Origin of the sequence: Alteromonas sp. W12 (assembly GCF_001924945.1) — a bacterium.
GTDB classification, from domain to species: domain Bacteria; phylum Pseudomonadota; class Gammaproteobacteria; order Enterobacterales; family Alteromonadaceae; genus Alteromonas; species Alteromonas macleodii.
This window is the reverse complement of sequence record NZ_LQXH01000007.1, coordinates 35,895-55,600: the sequence shown is the minus strand read 5'-3', so window position 1 is coordinate 55,600 and position 19,706 is coordinate 35,895. Positions and strand designations below refer to the sequence as shown.

Annotated in this window: 17 protein-coding genes; 6 read left to right on the top strand and 11 right to left on the bottom strand. The window is 45.4% G+C overall.

Going from position 1 to position 19,706, the window contains the following annotated elements:
* Positions 1–108 precede the first annotated feature (108 nt).
* The 4 genes from AWH61_RS07920 to AWH61_RS07905 form a co-directional block, all read right to left on the bottom strand.
* Positions 109–786, bottom strand: coding sequence for a response regulator transcription factor (locus AWH61_RS07920; protein ID WP_039223530.1), 678 nt, complete (start codon positions 784–786; stop codon positions 109–111).
* A complete protein-coding gene (locus tag AWH61_RS07915; RefSeq protein ID WP_075176728.1) occupies positions 783–2,042 on the bottom strand; it encodes a sensor histidine kinase in 1,260 nt (419 codons plus the stop codon). The genes AWH61_RS07920 and AWH61_RS07915 overlap by 4 nt, the downstream gene beginning before the upstream one ends.
* Positions 2,043–2,222: 180 nt before the next feature.
* Complete coding sequence (locus AWH61_RS07910; RefSeq protein ID WP_014950687.1) at positions 2,223–3,539, bottom strand: methyl-accepting chemotaxis protein; 1,317 nt, start codon at positions 3,537–3,539, stop codon at positions 2,223–2,225.
* A 266-nt stretch (positions 3,540–3,805) separates the two neighbouring features.
* On the bottom strand, positions 3,806–4,690 hold the full coding sequence (locus AWH61_RS07905; protein ID WP_014950688.1) for a LysR family transcriptional regulator: 885 nt from the start codon (positions 4,688–4,690) through the stop codon (positions 3,806–3,808).
* A 98-nt stretch (positions 4,691–4,788) separates the two neighbouring features.
* Between AWH61_RS07905 and AWH61_RS07900 the strand changes: the two genes are divergently transcribed.
* From AWH61_RS07900 to AWH61_RS07885, 4 genes are all read left to right on the top strand, one after another.
* Entirely contained in the window at positions 4,789–6,288 is a 1,500-nt protein-coding gene (locus AWH61_RS07900) for a CoA-acylating methylmalonate-semialdehyde dehydrogenase (RefSeq protein WP_020744244.1), read from the top strand.
* A 14-nt stretch (positions 6,289–6,302) separates the two neighbouring features.
* Complete coding sequence (mmsB, locus tag AWH61_RS07895) at positions 6,303–7,178, top strand: 3-hydroxyisobutyrate dehydrogenase (protein WP_014950690.1); 876 nt, start codon at positions 6,303–6,305, stop codon at positions 7,176–7,178.
* Positions 7,179–7,706: 528 nt separating this feature from the next.
* Positions 7,707–8,429, top strand: a complete 723-nt coding sequence (locus tag AWH61_RS07890) for a lipocalin/fatty-acid binding family protein (protein ID WP_075176727.1) — start codon at positions 7,707–7,709, stop codon at positions 8,427–8,429.
* Positions 8,430–8,499: 70 nt separating this feature from the next.
* A complete protein-coding gene (locus AWH61_RS07885) occupies positions 8,500–9,264 on the top strand; it encodes a zinc-dependent metalloprotease family protein (RefSeq protein ID WP_075176726.1) in 765 nt (254 codons plus the stop codon).
* Between the two features lie 74 nt (positions 9,265–9,338).
* On the opposite strand, the gene AWH61_RS07880 is transcribed toward AWH61_RS07885, so the two are convergent.
* Positions 9,339–11,369 (bottom strand): BCCT family transporter, encoded by a 2,031-nt coding sequence (locus AWH61_RS07880; RefSeq protein WP_075176725.1) that lies wholly within the window; start codon positions 11,367–11,369, stop codon positions 9,339–9,341.
* A gap of 215 nt (positions 11,370–11,584) precedes the next feature.
* Positions 11,585–12,484 (bottom strand): LysR family transcriptional regulator, encoded by a 900-nt coding sequence (locus tag AWH61_RS07875; RefSeq protein ID WP_014950694.1) that lies wholly within the window; start codon positions 12,482–12,484, stop codon positions 11,585–11,587.
* A gap of 103 nt (positions 12,485–12,587) precedes the next feature.
* Here AWH61_RS07875 and lldD point away from each other — a divergent pair, with 103 nt between their 5' ends.
* Entirely contained in the window at positions 12,588–13,721 is a 1,134-nt protein-coding gene (lldD, locus tag AWH61_RS07870; RefSeq protein WP_015068029.1) for an FMN-dependent L-lactate dehydrogenase LldD, read from the top strand.
* Between the two features lie 122 nt (positions 13,722–13,843).
* On the opposite strand, the gene dld is transcribed toward lldD, so the two are convergent.
* Complete coding sequence (dld, locus tag AWH61_RS07865) at positions 13,844–15,577, bottom strand: D-lactate dehydrogenase (protein ID WP_014977383.1); 1,734 nt, start codon at positions 15,575–15,577, stop codon at positions 13,844–13,846.
* 274 nt (positions 15,578–15,851) lie between these two features.
* On the opposite strand from dld, the gene AWH61_RS07860 reads away from it, so the two are divergent.
* Positions 15,852–16,529 carry a helix-turn-helix transcriptional regulator gene (locus AWH61_RS07860; RefSeq protein ID WP_014950697.1) on the top strand — a complete coding sequence of 226 codons (678 nt, stop codon included), beginning with the start codon at positions 15,852–15,854 and terminating at the stop codon, positions 16,527–16,529.
* Positions 16,530–16,564: 35 nt separating this feature from the next.
* On the opposite strand, the gene AWH61_RS07855 is transcribed toward AWH61_RS07860, so the two are convergent.
* From AWH61_RS07855 to AWH61_RS07840, 4 genes are read right to left on the bottom strand one after another with little or no spacing between them, the layout of a single operon-like run.
* Positions 16,565–17,326: a CsgG/HfaB family protein gene (locus AWH61_RS07855; RefSeq protein WP_014950698.1), complete on the bottom strand. Its 762-nt coding sequence runs from the start codon at positions 17,324–17,326 to the stop codon at positions 16,565–16,567.
* 8 nt (positions 17,327–17,334) lie between these two features.
* Positions 17,335–17,784, bottom strand: a complete 450-nt coding sequence (locus AWH61_RS07850; RefSeq protein WP_014950699.1) for a curli assembly protein CsgF — start codon at positions 17,782–17,784, stop codon at positions 17,335–17,337.
* On the bottom strand, positions 17,784–18,176 hold the full coding sequence (locus AWH61_RS07845; protein WP_014950700.1) for a CsgE family curli-type amyloid fiber assembly protein: 393 nt from the start codon (positions 18,174–18,176) through the stop codon (positions 17,784–17,786). The genes AWH61_RS07850 and AWH61_RS07845 overlap by 1 nt, the downstream gene beginning before the upstream one ends.
* 54 nt (positions 18,177–18,230) lie before the next feature.
* On the bottom strand, positions 18,231–19,676 hold the full coding sequence (locus tag AWH61_RS07840) for a curlin (protein WP_075177105.1): 1,446 nt from the start codon (positions 19,674–19,676) through the stop codon (positions 18,231–18,233).
* Positions 19,677–19,706: the final 30 nt, after the last annotated feature.

Below are 19,706 nucleotides of genomic sequence, written 5' to 3'. Positions count from 1 at the left end.
GCGCACTAACTTGGTTTGTTGTGTAGTTTGATAATGGTACTTTTACGTTGTACCTACCATGATGCGATAGACCGATTTGACTCCTACTTTAGGAGGGGAAACCTATGGCTACTTCTCACTCTTCTCGACAAAAGACACCGATTGAGACGCTGAAAACTCTGCATCACCGATATAACCGTGTTTAGCCGCAATGGCTGAAAATTGGGAGGGCACCGCGTCGAGCTTTCGCTTAATGACGGTAAGTGCGTTGGAGACAGTCTTAGCCGATAGGCCCAACTCATCAGCAATATCGAAGCGGGATTTATTCATCGCTATCGCAATAAATATCTCGAACTCACGTTTTGTTAATTTGGCAGCAATGTCCACGTTGGTATCGAGAAGTTGATTGGCTAAATTTACCGCCAGGCCTCGCTCAATATACTTTTGCCCTTTTGCGACGACCTTAATTGCCGAGATCAATATTTCAGGCGAACTACTTTTACTGATGTACCCCATAGCACCGGTCTGCATGGCGCGGTGCAATATGACGCTGTCTTCGAACATACTGAAAAAGATAATTTTTAAATCTGGATGTCGCTTCAAAAAAATCTTGGCTAAAACAAGGCCACTTTCATTTGAAAGGTTTATGTCGAGGATTAAGATCTCAATGTCACTACTGGCTAATAAACGATGGGTTTGCGCGCCGTTTTCAGCATCAAAAATACGGCAATCGGGCATCATCGCATTGAGTAAAGCCTTGTATCCTTCACGCACCACAGCGTGGTCGTCGACAATTAGAATATTCATGCGACGTTAGCGCCCATAAGAGGAGGCATTTTTTTAAGGGTAAGGGACAGCGATACAGCAACGCCGCCATCATCGGGTGACGTCACACTGCAATTTGCTCCTATACAACGTGCTCGGCTGCGCATTGAAGACATGCCAATATTTTCTACAATGTGGTTCCCTAATCCCCGACCGTTGTCTTTGACCATCACAGAAACACGGTGAGTATCGCCATAAATTTGAATGCTAACCTTGGTGGCCTTCGCATGCTTAATCACGTTGTTAATGGCTTCTTGAGCAAATCGGTAAAGATGAATATCTCGCTCATTATCTTCTTGATAGCGCTTTAGATTAATTGACACGTCCCACTGCGTATCGGGCTGTGCTACTTCTTGTTCGTACACCAGTCGCTCAAGCGACGACTGAAGAGAGACTCTATCTAAAACAAGCGGGTGTAGGTGAGCAGTGAGTTTTCTAATTGCATCGCTTATTTGATGTGACATCACTTGAACCTTCTGCGCCGACAGTTCAACAACAGATCGCTCTTTTGCGTTAACCAGAATATAAGCGTGGGCTTTTATCGTGGTCAGCAACTGCCCCACATTATCGTGAAGCTCTCTGGCAAGGTAATTACGCTCTTGCTCTTGAAGAAGGGCTAACTGCTTATCTATTTTTATGAGCTGCTTTTCTTTTGATTTAAGTGCATTTTGCAGATGCTTAAATTGGTCTAATACCCTGTTCATTTCGGTGATATCTGAATGTGGCAGGGGCTGTGATTCCTTGCCTTCTCGTAGCTCAGATAACGCGTCAGCGAGCTGATTTAGCGGCACTAACCTTTGCTTAACCGCCACTTTTAACGTAAACAGCAACAGGACAAAGGTTGCGAAAAACAGTCCCGCCACCAAGGCAAAAAAAGTGAGATTCTGGGTGAGTTCAGTAGCATCAAAAGGCGTAACAATAAGATACTGATTTTCCTGAATTGGGATGATAACAGGTGTGAGTGCAGTACGTTCGGTTGTCGGCATCACTGAGGTCTGCTCTGCCTGAAGGCGCCCCGTGAAATAATGGGCGGATAAGTGAGGGCTAGGCTCTACAATCGCTTCGATATCAGCAACAGGGAAATTGAGGTTGACCATTTCTCGCACTTGATTAAGCGCGCCCGTCATCTCTTCCTCAATGTTATCTTGTATGTGGAAGTAGACCAGACAGGTAAAAACCAAAAAGCAGCCAATGAATACGGCCACTATAGCTGTAGATATTTTCGTAAAACCTGACATAACCGCCCCTGCAAGCCTTTTATTACAGGGTTATGCTATACAGGCTACGTTAAAAAGCACATCCTGCAATAGGGGCGAATTCATCCTACCAAGGTAGGATGAATTCTGTTTTGAGCAATGTTTTATTTGGTAAGAACTTAGACTGTTTACACTTATCGGTAAGCCTGTTTCTCTGTGCTACTAGCTTCCCAGTCGACTGCTGAATTGGCCTACTGCATCAACGACTTCTTTTGCACCGTCTTGAATTTGTTCGATAACTTCACCCGCCTCTCTGGCGTAATTGAGCCCTGATTGCGCCTTTTCATCACCTTCATTAACCAAGTTCACTGCGTCGGTGGCCAATGTCTGGTTGTGTTTAACCACATTGATGATTTCTTCTGTGGCTTCGGTTGTACGTGATGCTAATTGACGCACCTCGTCAGCAACTACAGCGAAACCTCGCCCCTGATCGCCAGCACGCGCCGCCTCAATCGCAGCATTTAGAGCAAGCAAGTTGGTTTGTTCGGCAATAGCACTGATACTTCCGATAATAGTGGCAATTTGTTGAGACTGAGCGTCCAACGCATTAATCCCCTCTTTTGCCCTATCCATTTGCTGCGACAGCGAAGACATTTCAGAAAGCAGTTCGCTAATGACTTCCTTTCCTCGCGTGGCGATTTGATCCGTAGTGTTTGAAGAACGGTAGGCGATATCAGCAGCACTGGACACGGCATTTTCTCGTGCCACCTGCTCAGTAATATCAGTAGCCAGCTTAACCACTTTATACATACGACCGTGAGAATCACAAATCGGGTTGTAGGTGGCTTCCAGCCAAATAGTGTTGCCGTGAGCGTCGAAGCGTTCAAATCTTCCTGCGACGAATTCACCCTGAGCAAGTCGTTCCCAAAACGTTTTATATTCGCGCGAATTTGCATACTCGGTATCACAGAAGATTCTATGATGCTGACCTTTAATGTCATTAAGGCTGTACTTAACGGTTTTTAGGAAAGCTTCGTTTGCGTCTTGAATATTGCCGTTCAAATCGAATTCAATCGCTGCATTTGACTTATGTAGTGCGGCCACCAAATCTTCGTGTTCTTTCGAGTTGGCTATAGTGCGCGTGAGGTCGTTGAGGTTAACTGAGAATTTGTGAATATTCCCTTTTCCGTCAAAAATAGGTTCAACTACGCCCCTTAACCACGCTTCTTCACCATTTTCACGAAGAAACTCAATCGCCCCCCAGTAATGAACACGCTGCTCGATAGAATCTTTCAGCTTTTTAAAGTGAGGCGTGTTTCTGGCAATCTCGGGAACAAATTCAAAGAAGCGATGCCCTTTCACTTGAGAGAGTGAGTAACCTAGCTCTTTCTCGAACATCTCGTTGACGGCTTCAATTTCACCACGCTCATTAAGGTTGAGAAAGATCATTTCTTCGCGCAAGCCATCTCGCACTTGCTTGAGTATATGTAGCTCCTCGCGAAGCGCTTCGTTTTCTTTCACTAAGTGTTTATTGAACATAGGGCCTTCCCTGACAGAGAATTACAGTAATATGCCGTTTATCGGCAGTAACTAACCTTGCCTTAACGATAATTTGATTAATCTACACAAGGTTTAGCAAACGGTTCGCTAGACAATGTCCTTTTAACTAGGACGTGTCGGCCTAATTTATTAAAGCCTAGACCACATTCAGCCACTTGTATTAATGCGTGGCGAGTTTTTCGACGCTGCTACGCTATTTTTTACATATTTACCCTGCAAAAGACAGTAGATAAACGTCTAATTTTTTAGTCGAGAAATTTTGAATGGTATTGCGTAACTTTATCTGTAAGCCATTTTGTAAATACCTGAAAGCGTGCTTGAGAATGAGTCTCTTTGTGTGTGGCCAGCCAGAATGTACGCTTAATATGAATCTCGTTTTCAATGAGTCGAACTAAGCCTGGCTGAGTTTCAGCCATAAATTTAGGTAAAATGCCTACCCCTGCGCCATTTACAAGCATTTGATATTGCGCATTAATACTGGTGCTGCGAAGCGCACTTAACTGTGACAAAGCAGTCTCTTCAATGAACTTTAATTGAGGAGCGTAAACCAAATCGGGCACGTAACTCACTAAATTGAAGGCGGTGAGCTCTTGTAATGTTCGTGGTTCGTTGTCGCTGATAAGGGACTGGTGGGTATAAAGATAAAGGTTATAGTCAGTTAATTTTTGTGTAACCAGCAAGCCTTTACTGGGCTTTTCTAACAAGATAGCCATATCGGCTTCTCGTTTGTTCAGGTTTAAAAAGCCGCTGGTTGCCACAAGCTCAATACTGATCCCCGGATACTGCTTTTTAAAATCGGGTAGTAAAGGCGCCAAAAACCAGCTACCGAAACCTTCAGAAACACTCACTCTGATCGTACCTGCCAAATGCGAGCGTTCATCACCTAATTCATTTTGTGCCTCTAGAAAGTAATGCTCTGCTTTTTCAATATACGTAACTAGCTCACTGCCATGGGTGGTAAGCACATACCCCTTTTTAGTTAGCTCGAACAACTTGCAATTTAATGAGTCCTCCAGTTTTTTTACACGACGAATTAATGTCGTAGGGTCTACCTTCAAGCCTTTAGCTGCAATAGCTACACGACCATTTCTTGCCAAACCAAGAAACAAACGCATGTCATCCCAATTCACTTAAACACCTGCATTTTTACAGCACCATACTGCAAGTATATGTATTGCCTTTGCAAACACAAGGTTTCAATATTGTTAAAAATTACAGGAGCTATGTCATGAGAAAGATTGTTCACTTTATTGCAGGTAAAGATTTTGAGGATAGCAGCGAGAATACCGCGTCGGTATTTGCGCCTAACACCGGTGAAGTACAGGCTGAAGTAAGCTTGGCTAACACTTCAACTTTGGCCTATGCAATTGAAACAGCCCAAGCTGCACAGGTTGAGTGGGCAGCAACAAATCCTCAACGACGCGCTCGTGTTATGTTCAAGTTTAAAGAGTTGGTTGAAGCAAACCGCGATCGCTTAGCGGCACTATTATCAAGCGAGCACGGTAAAGTGTTGGTTGATGCGCAAGGTGATATTCAGCGTGGCCTTGAAGTTATCGAGTTTGCCTGTGGAATCCCTCATGCACAAAAAGGTGAATATACCGAAGGCGCAGGCCCAGGAATCGATGTGTACTCCATGCGCCAAGCACTTGGTGTAGTGGCAGGTATTACGCCATTTAACTTCCCGGCCATGATCCCAATGTGGATGTTCGGTGTGGCAATTGCCTGCGGTAACGCGTTCATTTTAAAGCCATCAGAGCGCGATCCGTCAGTACCTGTTGAACTGGCAAAGCTTATGATTGAAGCAGGCCTTCCTGCAGGTGTACTTAACGTTGTACACGGTAACAAAGAAGTGGTTGATGGTATTTTAGATCATCAAACTATTAAGGCGGTGAGCTTTGTAGGCTCATCTGATATCGCTAATTACGTGTACGAGCGTGGCGCTCGTGCAGGTAAGCGCGTTCAAGCTATGGGCGGCGCGAAAAACCACGGCATTGTAATGCCTGATGCAGATCTAGATCAGGTGGTAACCGACTTAGTTGGTGCTGCATACGGCAGTGCCGGTGAACGCTGTATGGCGCTACCGGTTGTCGTTCCAGTGGGCGATGAAACCGCTGAGAAACTGAAAGCCAAGCTTATTCCGGCTATTAAAGACATTATGGTAAGTCATAGTGAAGATCCTAACGCTCATTATGGCCCTGTGGTTACTGCTGCTCACAAAGAGCGCGTTGAAGGCTATATCGACCTTTGCATAGAAGAAGGTGCTGAGCTTGTTTACGACGGCAGAACCAGTCAGATCCCAGACGACAGTCAAGGCTACTTCATCGGCCCAACGTTCTTCGACCACGTGACCAAAGACATGCGCTCATACCAAGAGGAGATTTTTGGTCCAGTGCTTCAAATGGTGCGCGCGAAAGATTTCAACGAAGCGGTTAACTTAGCAAGTGATCATCAATACGGTAACGGTGTTGCTATGTACACCCGTAACGGCCATGCGGCGCGCGAATTTGCGCAACGTGTAAACGTGGGCATGGTAGGGATTAATGTACCTATTCCAGTGCCAGTTGCTTACCACACTTTTGGGGGCTGGAAACGCTCTGCATTTGGTGATACCAACCAGCACGGTATGGAAGGGGTGAAATTCTGGACCAAGGTTAAGACCATTACGCAGCGCTGGCCTGATGGCTCAGATACGAACGACAACGCCTTTGTTATTCCAACCATGGGCTAAGTGAGGAGACTATTATGACCACAGTTGCATTTATTGGCCTAGGTAATATGGGCTCAGGGATGGCAGATAACCTAGTTAAGAACGATTACAACGTATTGGCTTTTGACTTAAGCGAAGCGGCACTGGCCAAAGCCAAAGAAGCAGGCTGCACTATTGCGCAAAGTACCGAGCAAGCTGCTGCTGAGGCCGACATCGTTATTACTATGTTACCAGCAGGCAAGCACGTAAAAGATATCTATTCAAATCAGATCTTGGCTTCTGTCCGCGAAGGCACCTTGCTTATTGATTGCTCCACCATCGACGTAGAAACGGCGAAGAGTGTGTCAGAATTAGCTGAGAAAAAAGGCCTTAAAATGCTGGATGCGCCAGTTTCTGGTGGTGTTGCAGCGGCTGCAGGCGGCACACTCACGTTTATGGTGGGTGGCGACGCTGATGCCTTTGACAAAGCCCATGGTGTACTTAGCGCAATGGGCAAAAAAATCGTCCATGCGGGCGGCCATGGTGCGGGACAAGCAGCAAAGATTTGTAACAACATGTTACTTGGCGCGACCATGATTGCGACGTGTGAAAGCTTCCAGCTGGCACAAAAACTTGGCTTAGATGCGCAAGTGTTCTTCGATATCGCGTCAAATGCCTCGGGACAGACATGGTCAATGACCACCTACTGCCCTGTAAAAGGTGTAGGGCCACAAAGCCCTGCTGATAACGATTTTGCTGGCGGTTTCGCTTCGGCGCTTATGCTCAAAGACTTGGGGCTGGCCATGCAGGGTGCGAAGGGCGTCAACGCGCAAGTACCTATGGGTGAGCTTGCTGCAAAGTGGTTTGAAATGCATTGCGAAGAAGGCAATGCAGGGATGGATTTCTCTTCAATAATCAACCGACTAGCATAAGAGAAAACCAACAGTTCTCCGACGGCTACTTTCCCTCAGAAGAGGTGGCCTTCTTACTGAGCGAGTAAAGGATTTTACTCGCTCTTTTTTATCTTTTCCCTCCTATCCCGCTTGTTTTTGCGCTGTTGTTACCTCGCAAGCTCCCTTACCAAGCGGAATTGTTCCTTTGTTATTTGGTGTTCCCTTTTCATCATCCAGAAGCCATTTTTAGGTGGCTATTCGTTCTCACTCACATGGTCAAAACGAGCCAATTCGGCGTTCGGTCTACATCTTGCAGTCCCGTATTTAGCCTAAGAAATTTACACTGCATTAAAGGGCTAAATTTTATACACCCTTATGCAAAGCGATACTTTTATAACCGTGAAAATATTATACGTTTTAATGACTTACTTAATTCACTAAGCAATTTCACTAAACACATTGGTTCTCTATATCGCTCACTTAGAGCGCGCTTTGAGAAGCAGAGTGTCGCTAATTTCTAACGTTCAATTTCCTAAATTCAGTAAGTAAAAATAAAAGGAACACACTATGAAAAAGCGTATTGTTGCCGCTTCGACGGCAATTGTAGCTATTGGTTGTATTTTCGCCTTTATCGATACAGCCCCCTCGGGCAAAAAAGAGGTAGCAGCGGCGAATGCTGAGACAAAACCTGTTGGTAAAGAAAACGCTGTTGAAAGGCAACGAAACGGCAAAGTGTTATCGACAGGTGTCGATAATTTCAAACCAAAAAATGAAGCCGAGCTAAAAGCTCAGGCTACAACTACTACTAACGGTAAATCAGAGAAAGACACCATCGTCTGGACAACATCAGAAGATGGCAAAAAGGTACTTGAAGCAGAAGGCTATATTCCCGCTGACGTAACCGATGAAGCTTACATTGAGCTTGATCGTGAAGAATTAATGACGGTAGAAGTTGGCGAGTATCTCGATTTATACATCCCACAGTTCGGTGGCAGTTACACCGGTGAAGTTGACCACGTTGTCACTCATCCAAACGGCGATCGTACCGTAGAGGCCCACATCCCAGGTGCGGGCTCTCTCTACGCCGCCGTTATAACGCTTGGCGAAAACGCCACCTACGGAAACTTAGCCACGCCTCGCGACGTGTTTGTGCTTGAAGGCAATGATAAATACGCGTGGATCGCACCAAAGTCTTCAATGATGCAAAACCACATCGAACGTGAACCCGACAGCGAACGCCCGCTTAGCGACGACAACGCTGAAGAAGTCTTCGATCTCCGCCAAAACTAATCCCCTAGTGCCTGTTGAGCTTCACAGGAAATTCAACAAGCTCAAATAAAACAACAAGAAGGAAATAAAAATGAAACACACATTTAAGTGTTTAACGGCAATGGCAGTTTCACTGCTTTGTGCAACATCAGTAACAGCAGCCACCATCGATGTAATGGTGCTTTACACCCAACCTGCTGCAAATAATGTGTCTAATATCGACACTAAAATTAACCAATACATCTCACACGCCAACCGTGTTTATCAAAATAATGCGGTAGATTTACAGTTGCGTTTAGTGGGCGCTCAGTCTTCTGCTGCTACATCTAGCGACCTTCGACCTACCGAAAGTGCGCTAGACTTGTTAACTGATAGCAGTGGTGTGCAAAACGCACGATCTTCAAACGGCGCAGACATGGTTGTGCTTTTAGGTAATCGTGAAAACATTTATGAAGGCGGTCAGCTAGTGGGTTACGTGTGCGGCATTGGCTGGGTAGGTCAAGGCAACAACGGTACACTGTACTCTAGCTCGCAAAGCCGCATGTACAGCATCAGCGCCTTTGATTGCGGTCTGTCCACATTTGTTCATGAACTCGGTCACAACATGGGCTTAGGCCACTCTGTTCGCCAAGGTTCAGTAGGCGGTGTATATGATGATGGTATCGGTCACGGCGTTGATAATAACTTCTCAACTATCATGGCCTATCCTCAGGCGTTCGGTAGTGCCACCCAGCTAGACTATTTCTCTGACCCTTACTGGTCAGGCTGTAATGGCCAAGCCTGTGGCGTTGAAAACGAATCTAATGCTTACCGCGCAGTAAATGCGGTTATTAACCAAATTGCTAACTACTTCTAAGTAAGTAATTAATTAGGGGATAAATAAGGGAAAGCAGCCTTGCTTTCCCTTCAACCTAAGCCCCTGTGGATTGTTTACTCTTTAGGCTGCGTCAACATGTCATCATACGCATCCATTTCCCAAGGCAGTTCGCCTGGGCTGGTATCGAGGAAGTGAAGATAACTTTCGAACTGATCTAAGATGTCCTTAGTAATACTCTCTTTGTCATATCCGTAAATATCGTAAGCTTGCCCTCCGCGGCGAAGGAATACTTCAGCGCGAAAATATTTTTCCGACTCATCTTCTTCTGAACGCAGCTCTGCGTAGCTAAACCCTGGCACTAAATATTCAGTCATACGAATATCGTAGATAAAATCCATGTGATCGTGACGCTCAACAGTGAAGGTGGCCCTTCCCGTTTCCTCATCAAGCTTAACAAACGCCTCCCACTCTCTCGCTTTCAAAGCAGCTTGTACGTCTTTCATCGCTGCAATCACAGTTTTATCAATAAACTCATGCACCTCACTTCGGCTTGGGTAATCGACCATTGCTGCGAGTCGGCCTTTTAGGCTAGTCGAGCGACCGTGGTTTCTATTAAGCGTATTCGCCTTCAAACTGTTGTTTCGGTAGCCTTCAATGACAAGCGCACGCCATAGACCTGCTGCAGACGCTAGCATAATGAAGGCGAATGGTAAGGCGCTCGCAATGGTCATCGTTTGCAGGGCATTCAGTCCACCAGCCAACAGCAACACTGCAGCAACGGTTCCTTCCAGACACGCCCAGAATATACGCTGCCAAACCGGGCTTTCTTCTTTACCACCAGAAGCAAGAGAATCGATAACCAACGACCCTGAATCTGATGACGTCACAAAGAACGTAATGATCAATAACACGGTCAAGCCTGACATGATTGACGCGCCAGGTAGCAAGTCATAGAGCTTAAATAAGGCAACCGCTTCGTTTTCCTGCACATCGCTAATGAGTGTAGTAACACCTTGGTTCATAATGGCATTTAGCGCGGTGTCGCCAAACACGGAAAACCAAAGGAAGGTGAACATGGTAGGCACAAGCATTACACCAAAAACAAACTGCCTAATGGTTCTGCCTCGACTTATTTTGGCGATAAACATGCCTACAAACGGCGCCCAAGCGATGGTCCAGCCAAAAATAAACAGCGTCCAGTTGCCAATCCAATCGCTGCGACTGTAGGCCTGAAGATTAAAGGTGCGCTCAATGATGCCGTTGATATAACTTCCTGTGTTCTGTAAAAAGGTTTCTAAAATATGAACCGTTTCTCCGAAGATAAAAACGGTACTCATAAGCGATACAGCCAGAACCATATTAAGAATTGATAGCCTTTTAATGCCCTTATCCATGCCCGCGATGACCGATATTGTTGCGGCAATGGTTACGATAGCAATGGTGCCTACCTGCACCATGATATCAATGGGGATATCGCCAGAAAGATAGTTAAGCCCCGCATTGATCTGTGTAACTGATAGTCCGAGTGTAGTGGCGATACCAAATAATGTACCGAGAATGGCGAATACATCTACCGCATGACCTATAGGGCCATAAATTTTATCCCCTATCAGCGGATACAAAGCCGAACGGATAGACAAGGGCAAGCCATGTCGAAAAGCAAAATAGGCAAGAACCAAACCGACTAGCCCGTAGATCGCCCAGATGTGAAAGCCCCAATGAAAAAATGCGATTTGCATGGCTTGTTTCGCCGCATCAACAGTTTCAGCTGCTCCTGCAGGCGGTGAAGAATAGTGTAGAACAGGCTCTGCTACGCCAAAGTAGAGCAGCGCTACGCCGTAGCCTGCTGAGAACAACATAGAAAACCATTCGGGAAAGCTATATTGAGGCTCTGCATGATCGGGCCCCAACTTTATGTTCCCCCAGCTAGATGATGCTACCGATACAATGAATACCAAAAAGATAGCGACCGACAACATGTAAAACCAACCAAAGGTTTCTGTAATCCATGCCAATGTACTGTCGAAGGCGTCGCCGGCAAGTTCGGGGTTGCTGATGGTTCCGATCACCAGAAGCAAAATAATGACGACGGCGGGGAGAAATACAGGAAGAAGAATGGTGGAGTTGTTTACTTGGCCTTTCATAGCAAATCCCTTTTCACTGACAGGTAAGTTGAAACCCTGCGAAAACTTAAAAGCTGCTTTTTTCTACTAGTGAGGATTTGCTTTGGTTCAGATAATTACCCAGATATATTCTTTTCTTGGCGCTACAGACTGTGACTTCAAGTAAATAAGGCGCTCTAAGCGGCAAGGACCTGCTCTGAAAAAAGAGATTAACGGGCGTGATTGCCTCTGGCGTATCAAAAATAATCAGACATAGATAAATAGCGCTGCCTGATATGTTCAATTAACAGCTTAATTTTTCGAGATGGCTGGCGGCTGTAAGGATAAACGGCATAAACGCCTAACACCTTACCTACCCGCTCTGGAAACAAATCGACCAGTGTTCCATTACATAAATCTTCGAATACCAAACATTTAGGTACGTAGGCAATACCTCTACCAGCAAGAGCTGCTTTGCGAAGCGCCCCTGCATTATCACTTGAAAATGCGCCATCTACGGTGATGGTGTAACTGCCTTGAGACGACGTAAACTCCCACTCCCTTGCGCCGGATGTGTGGTAGGAATACAACAAACAGTTGTGAAAGCTCAAATCCTCAGGTGCTTTGGGCCTGCCCTTTCGTCTAATGTAATCCGGCGATGTGCAAACCACCCAATGGGAATCTAAAAAGTGCCGTGCGATCAGACTTGAGTCTTCCAAATATCCCGTTCGAATAACAAGATCAAACCCTTCCTCGACTAAATTTACAAATCGATTATCCAGAGACATATCAACGCTTAACCCTGGATGAAGTGTACAAAACTCAGCTACCGCATCGGCTAACAGTAAATCGCCCGAAATCGTTGGAACCGACATCTTAATGTGTCCGGATATTTGTTCACTGTATCCAGAAATTGTGTCGATAGCTTCCTGCGTGGACGCCTTTACATTCATGGCGCCTTGCTTCAAAGCTTGACCCGCTTCGGTAAGCGTGAGTTTGCGAGTAGTGCGATACAAAAGCTGCGTTCCCAGCTCTTTTTCAAGCTTTGCTATTCGCTTACTGACTACCGAGTTGGTAATGTTGTTCGCCTCTGCCACTTTGCTAAAACTGCCCATCTCCGCAATTTGTGCAAAGAGAATTAAATCGTCTGCTCTCACGTTATTACTTCACTTTTGGAAAAGATAAATTTCATTGTTGCCGTATATCCCTAAGGCGAGAAACGTTATATTTTTATCAAGTTAATTACAATCGATTAAAGACATGATTATTTCATCGCCGACTGATTATCGACGCGCTGCGCAAAAAATATTACCGCCGTTCCTATTTCACTACATTGATGGTGGTGCCTATCGAGAGCATACACTTAAACGCAATGAAACTGACTTGGCTGACATTGCATTAAAGCAGCAAGTGCTGAGAAATATGTCGTCGCTTGACCTTTCTACAACGGTCTTTGGTGAACAATTGGCTTTACCTATTGCCCTTGCTCCCGTGGGATTAACCGGAATGTATGCGCGACGTGGCGAAGTGCAAGCTGCTAAAGCGGCAGCAAACAAAGGCATCCCGTTTACCATGTCGACGGTGTCAGTATGTCCTATTGAAGAAGTCGCACCAGCCATTGAACGTCCAATGTGGTTTCAGCTCTATGTGCTTCGCGATCGCGGCTTTATGAAGAATGTTCTGGAGCGCGCCAAAGCAGCGGGTGTAACAACGTTGGTTTTTACCGTAGATATGCCTGTACCAGGGGCTCGCTATCGCGATAAACACTCCGGTATGAGTGGGCCATTTGCTGCAAGCCGTCGCGTACTGCAAGCGATGACTCATCCTCGTTGGGCATTTGATGTAGGCGTATTCGGTAAGCCTCATGATCTTGGCAATATTTCTACTTATCGTGGCGAACCGACCCAGCTGGAAGACTATATTGGCTGGTTAGGCGCCAATTTCGATCCGTCTATCAGTTGGAAAGACTTAGAATGGATCAGAGAGTTTTGGGACGGCCCAATGATTATCAAAGGCATTTTAACTGAACAAGATGCCAAAGATGCCCTGAGTTTTGGCGCAGAAGGCATTGTAGTGTCCAATCACGGCGGTCGTCAGCTAGATGGCGTGCTTTCAACCGCTAAGGCTCTTCCAGCGATTGCTAGCGCGGTGAAAGGCGATCTAAGTATTTTCGTAGACTCAGGTATTCGTAACGGCTTGGACGTGGTGAGAATGCTGGCACTAGGTGCCGATTGTACTTTACTAGGGCGCTCTTTTATTTATGCACTTGCTGCTGAAGGCCAACAAGGGGTAGAGAACTTACTCGACCTGTACAAACAGGAAATGCATGTCGCGATGACACTATGTGGTGCAAAATCAGTCAGTGAACTTAACCTCGACTCTCTCGCTTTTTAGTATCGCTGGCACCAAGGCCACTAAAAAGACCCCCAGTAATTGCATAGTCCAACTATTGGGGGTCACTGCATTTTTTATGGCTCTTTTACCAATGCACAAGTGGCTGGAAGCGTTGTTTGCGCTTAATGATGCCCACCACAACAACTTCCATCATGCTCAGCCCAATTTTTAAGTTTGGTGGTTTTGCCTATTCCCGGGTTAAAACTATTGGTCGGGTCTAACTCTCGGTAAAAGTTTTTCAGCGCATCTTTTGCAAAGTACTCGTGTCCCACATTGTGCTCTGCTGGGTATTCAGCGCTTCTCGCATCGAACGTTTCCAGAATTTTACCCTTTAACAATTTGGCATCCGCCCCTTTTTTCAACACGTAATTCTGGTGCATTACGTGGCAGAATAAATGGCCGTAATACAGTTTTGTGTCTATCTGGTCGTCTATTTCTTTAGGCAGCACTTCAAACCAGTCAGGATCGTTACGGCGAAGTGCAACATCGATGGTCATCATAGCGCCCACGTCTTTGCTGTGCATCACGTGGTAACGACCTATCGCGCCACCAGCAACAAAGCGATGCAAAATAGCCTTATCAGCTTCTTCTTCTGTACACTCAAAATAACTACCTTCATTGGTTTTAAAGAAAGCATCAAGGTAGGCTTTGGCCTCATCTACCCCGTCGTTGCTCATCTCCAATATCCAATGATGCTGATACTTGTCTCTGTACTCTTCCATTCGCTTAGGCAAGTGGTTAGGAAAAACGTAGCTCATATACTGCATAACGCGATCTGACATTTTGTTGGGTAAGAAGCCCAGCTTGTCAGTAAATGCGTCAAATTTGCGCTTAAATGCAAACAGCTTAGGAATAAATTTGGCGCCAAGCTTGCTGATAACGATAAACATATCTTTACCGTATTTCTTGGATACGTCGTAGCAGTCACGGTGAAGGTACTCACCCGAGTCAGGCAAGTTCTTAAAGGTAGAAAGAATATCGCGACGCACTTTGGTAAACACGGCGGCGTCATTAGACCCCACATAAAATACCTGCTTCTTCTCAGGAATAGGAAAGGTGTCTAGCCTCACTGCGAACACGGCAAGCTTACCCGCACAGCCTGAAGCTTCATGAAGTCTTCTGCCGTCATTGTTGAAGCGCGAAGGTGTGTCTGAATCAACGTCTCGAACTCGTTCATCATACTCGTTGTCTGATGCACGAGCGTCAGGGTGCTGAACGTCAGCTTCTTTGTAACGTTTGTTCTCAAGATTATTCAGAATTTCTTCTGGCTCACTACCTAGGTTAATCCCCAGGTTGTTTACCAAAGATAGATTGCCATTAGCGTCGATTTGGGCAAAAAGCGCTAATTCAGTATAGGCAGGGCCTCGCTTGACCAAAGCACCACCTGAATTGTTACATATTCCCCCCACGATCGATGCGCCAATACATGAAGAACCAATCACAGAGTGAGGTTCGCGACCATAAGGCGCAAGCGTCTCTTCCAATCCAAACAAGGTGCTCCCCGCTAAGCCAACGATCTGCTTTCCGTTGTCAACTAACTGAATATCATCAATACGCATAGTACTGATAATAACGAGAGGCCTGTCGTAATCTTTACCATCTGGCGTAGAGCCACCCGTTAACCCTGTATTGGCCGCCTGCATAATAACCGCAACGTCGGCTTCAACACACAGCTTAAGCACACGCCAAATTTCGACAAGCGTTCCTGGGCGCACTACCGCAAGCGCTTCGCCCGCACCAAAACGAAACCCTTTAGTGTAAGGCTGCTTCTTCGCTTTATCAGTTAACAAATAGGCCTGCCCTACTACATCGCGCATTGATGCAATCAAAGACTGAGTGTCAACGTTTACGGTCATGGTTCTCTCTGTGTATTGAAATAATGGAAGGAATGACTTGGTGTTGAACTATACACTAACACCATTATTAACAAAGGGGGCAAGCCGCTTTTATCGAGATAATTTACTTATATTTAATTCGTTGAACACTTAGAGGCTCTAGCATTTAAGCAAAACTTACAGGCGTTTTTCACTGTTACATTTTGTTACGCTTTGGAGGAGCAAGTTAGACCAGAGGAGTATTGTAAAGCCAATGTATAGTTCGTAAGGTTGATAGACACGAAAAGGAGCTTTCATGTCACATCAAGCGTTCGTTTTAACAAGAAAAAGTTTTTCAGAAAATACTAGAAGGGATGGGGCTTACGAACGATTCCTAAGTATTTTGCCGTCATGTGGATTTGTCGTCACAACCGGTGCGATTCACCCACCTCGAAGCGTGCTTAATAACACCTATACCTTCTTTATCGATGCGCAGTATTGTGACTCTGCCGCTATGCTCAACTTGCCTGTAGTCAACGATAACCCAGAGTTGAACAAAGTCATTTTCAACGTGCCAGAGTCTGACGTCGATTTTCATTATGCGGCACTGCAACATGGTATTAATGGTATTTTCCATATTGAAGATAGCTTAGAACTTCTGGTTCGCGGTGTTCAACAAGTTCAGGCGGGCAACAAATGGTTCAGTCGCGAGATTATGAGTCGCTATATTGATGCCAATTTAGTGTCTAAAGCAAAACCCGTTGCTGCACTTCAATCGTCACATACTGTGCTGACCAAGAGGGAGTTGGCCATCACACGCAAAATTGCAGATGGTGCCCAAAATCAGGAGATTGCAGACTGCTTACACATCAGCGTAAATACGGTGAAAACTCACGTTTACAGCATATTTAGGAAAACGGACTGCCGAAATCGCGTTGAGCTTATCAAGTGGTTCGATCATCAGTTTAGCCAACCACAACAAGTAAGCATCTAAACTGATAATCCATTAAATTTAATTGCGTATGGCGCTTACGCTTTTGCGCGCCATACGCCTTTCTCCATTCCTTGTAACACCAACTCAGTCACCGCTTTTTCTATGCTTTGTTTAACGCACTCGAACATGGGTTCATTAGTCGTGTAGCCCGTTTCTGCTTCAAGCAGGCGCTTAAGCGAAACATACCTAAACAGGCCTGCTCTCACCTCCTGGCTTAGTACCTTCTTAGAGGTTGAAACCGACACCAGTACTTGACCTGTTCTCACGTCAACTGCACGCATGTAAATGGAAATTTGATCTTCCCTAAACAGTTCACTCGCTCCAATGCCAAAGTACTCTACACCAGCGCCGCCGGTACGAATGTTGGTATCGTAGCTAATTATCCCACCTTCTATAATAATTCTAGCTGTCGTGAGTGGCGGCAAATCGCCTCCGCTGCTTTCGTCGGCTCTAATTATTTTGCGTTCGGTAAGAATGTTCTGCAGCCCTTCACGCTCCACAGGTAAAAACCACGATGTCTCGCTTAAGGTCTGAACAAGAATAGAGGTTGCGCCTTGAGTCACCGCAGTAGAAAACGAACTTGCCCCAGTGCTAGGTTTATATTGCCCGGTCTGGTCTCTAAACGCATATACAGAAACCGGAATTTGTCCCATAGGCGCTGGCAAGCTTTTTACTTCAGACAATGTGGCACTGTCTTTAATTACATCAGCGGCCGTTGTATCTGGCGGCAGCGTATTAGTGATGGACTGGCATCCTGCAAGCGCCATGGCCACTATTAAAAAAACGGTACTTCTCATGTGTTTCCCTACCCAAACCGTGGAATTTCAACGACAGTAACCTCACCTGTCAGTAAGTTAGTAATGTTCACAACAATGCTGTCAGGATTACTCGTTATTAGTTCTACCTGAAAGTCACCACTAACAAAAATACTATCCTGATTGAATATGCTGTCTATCGGGTTTCCATCTTCATCATATTCTTGTTCACCGAATGCGATGTCTGTGATTTCGCGGACTATACGATTGATATAGGCGCGTTCGAGTGATTCTTGAAGGCGTTCGTCATAGGAGCGCTCGCTGTAAGGCGCTGTATGAGCGTTTTGTGAATTCGCCTTACTTAATAAAAATGATCCGTTAAGTGGATTACCACCGAATGACGGGTTGATCGGTTCATACACCAACTCTGTTGCTTTCACACTAGCTGAAGTCCACGAGCCAGTCGCGATTAAGGCTGCTATCAATATCCCTTTTTTCATTACCATTCGTCCCCTGCTAAATCTGGGCTTCTACTGTCTATACTCGCGTTTGCCACCGCGTCTAAAACTAACATGATGGCTTGCTGTACTTTTTCATCTAACGGTACTTGTCTACGCCCCATGTACGTTTGATAAACCACTCTATTGTCGTAAATCACCGAAAGAAGAGTACCCGCTTGTGGCACAATAATTTCTTTAACAACAAGGTTCTTACCCGAACTGTCTGGGACTTCTCGCCAGTATTGGCTAATGCGAGAGGCAAATTCGTGGCCTTGGCGGCTAATACTGTTATCGAGCAACAGTCCACCTAGCCGAATTTCTTCTGCGTGAATCGGAGAAAAGAACACACTAAAAAGCAGTGTGATAAGAGAGAAACAATACAAGTACTTCATTTTACTGAATATAGCCGGGCAAACGCCCGGCTACTCACTTTTACATCTGTAGGTTTACATCTGAACAACGGTAGCTACGTTGTAGTCACCAACCTGCGTAACACTTACTGTGCCGCCGTTGCCAGTGATACTACCTGTAACTAAGTTATCGTTACCCATTTGCGTAACTTCAAATGTATTCATATCACCAGAAATAACAAACTGACCACCCGCGTCGTCTGTTACCCAGTTTCCTACGCCTTCTTGCATAACACTAACAATATTGTCGTCACCGTTAACCAATAGGTCTAGTAAGTTAAGCTCGCCCGTTTGCGAAACCATAATTTCGTTGTAGCTTGATGTAACGTTGCTTGCCAACTCAACTGATGCCGTATTTTCAACACCCTCTTGAGACATTTCAATGATGTTGCCATCAGCGTAGTAAGTTGCATCACCAATACCAGCTTGTGCTAACGCCAAGTTGGCATCGCCATCTTGCTCAATTTCAACGGTGTTAAACAGGCCATCGAAATTAACTGTGCTGATTTCATTGGCATCACCTACCTGAGTTAAATCAAACTCGTTGAATAAGCCAATTACGCCAGCATAAGCCGTATTGCCTTCGCCCACTTGGTTAATTTCGAACGTATTCGCTTGTCCGCCGATAGTTTCTACGGTAGCTAAGTTTACGTCACCGATTTGATCGATATTAACTTCATTGCCAGAGCCTTCAAATACTCCTGTGGTAATCTCGTTGCCATCACCATCTTGTTCAAACTCTAGCACATTACCGTCGCCAATCATGCTCCAACCCACAGCGTTCTGGTCGCCATCTTGGTCAATTTCAATTTCGTTTTCTGAGCCGATAACGGTTAAATCAGACACGTTGTAATAGCCGTCTTGAATAACATCGATAACGTTTGCATCACCGCTTAACTCGCGAACATACGATTCGTGCCAGTCACCACTTTGATCAACAAATACCGTATTGTCGTTACCCGCAATGGCATTATTAGCCCAGTTACCACCATCGCCCTGATACACTGACAACGTGTTTCCGCTGCCCGAAATGCTATTTATTGAGCGATTAAAAATAAAACCGATAGGGCCGCCATCACCTAATTGAACAAGTGAAACCGTGTTATCGTCACCTTCGACAACGACATCGGCTGTACTATTTAAACTATCTTGCTCAGACTCTAAGAAGTTGCCGTTACCTGTGACACTTGCAAAGAAGGTATTACCTGACTGCATTTGTGAAGCTAGTACTTCGTTTGCGTCACCCGTTACTTCTACAAAAATTGCATTTAAGTCACCTTCCTGACTTAAAATAGATTCATTACCTACCTCATTTCCCTCTGGTGCCGTTTGGGTTAGCGTAATTTCATTGCCTTCAGCTGCAGCAATAAAATCTGCGGAAGCACTGAAATCAACTGTCTTACTCGCTGGAACTTCCTGAGCCGATGCCCACCCTGTCGCTGCTACTAAAAGCAATGCACTCGCTATTTTTGTTTTTTTCATTTTCACATTTGTCTCCCTATGGCAATCACA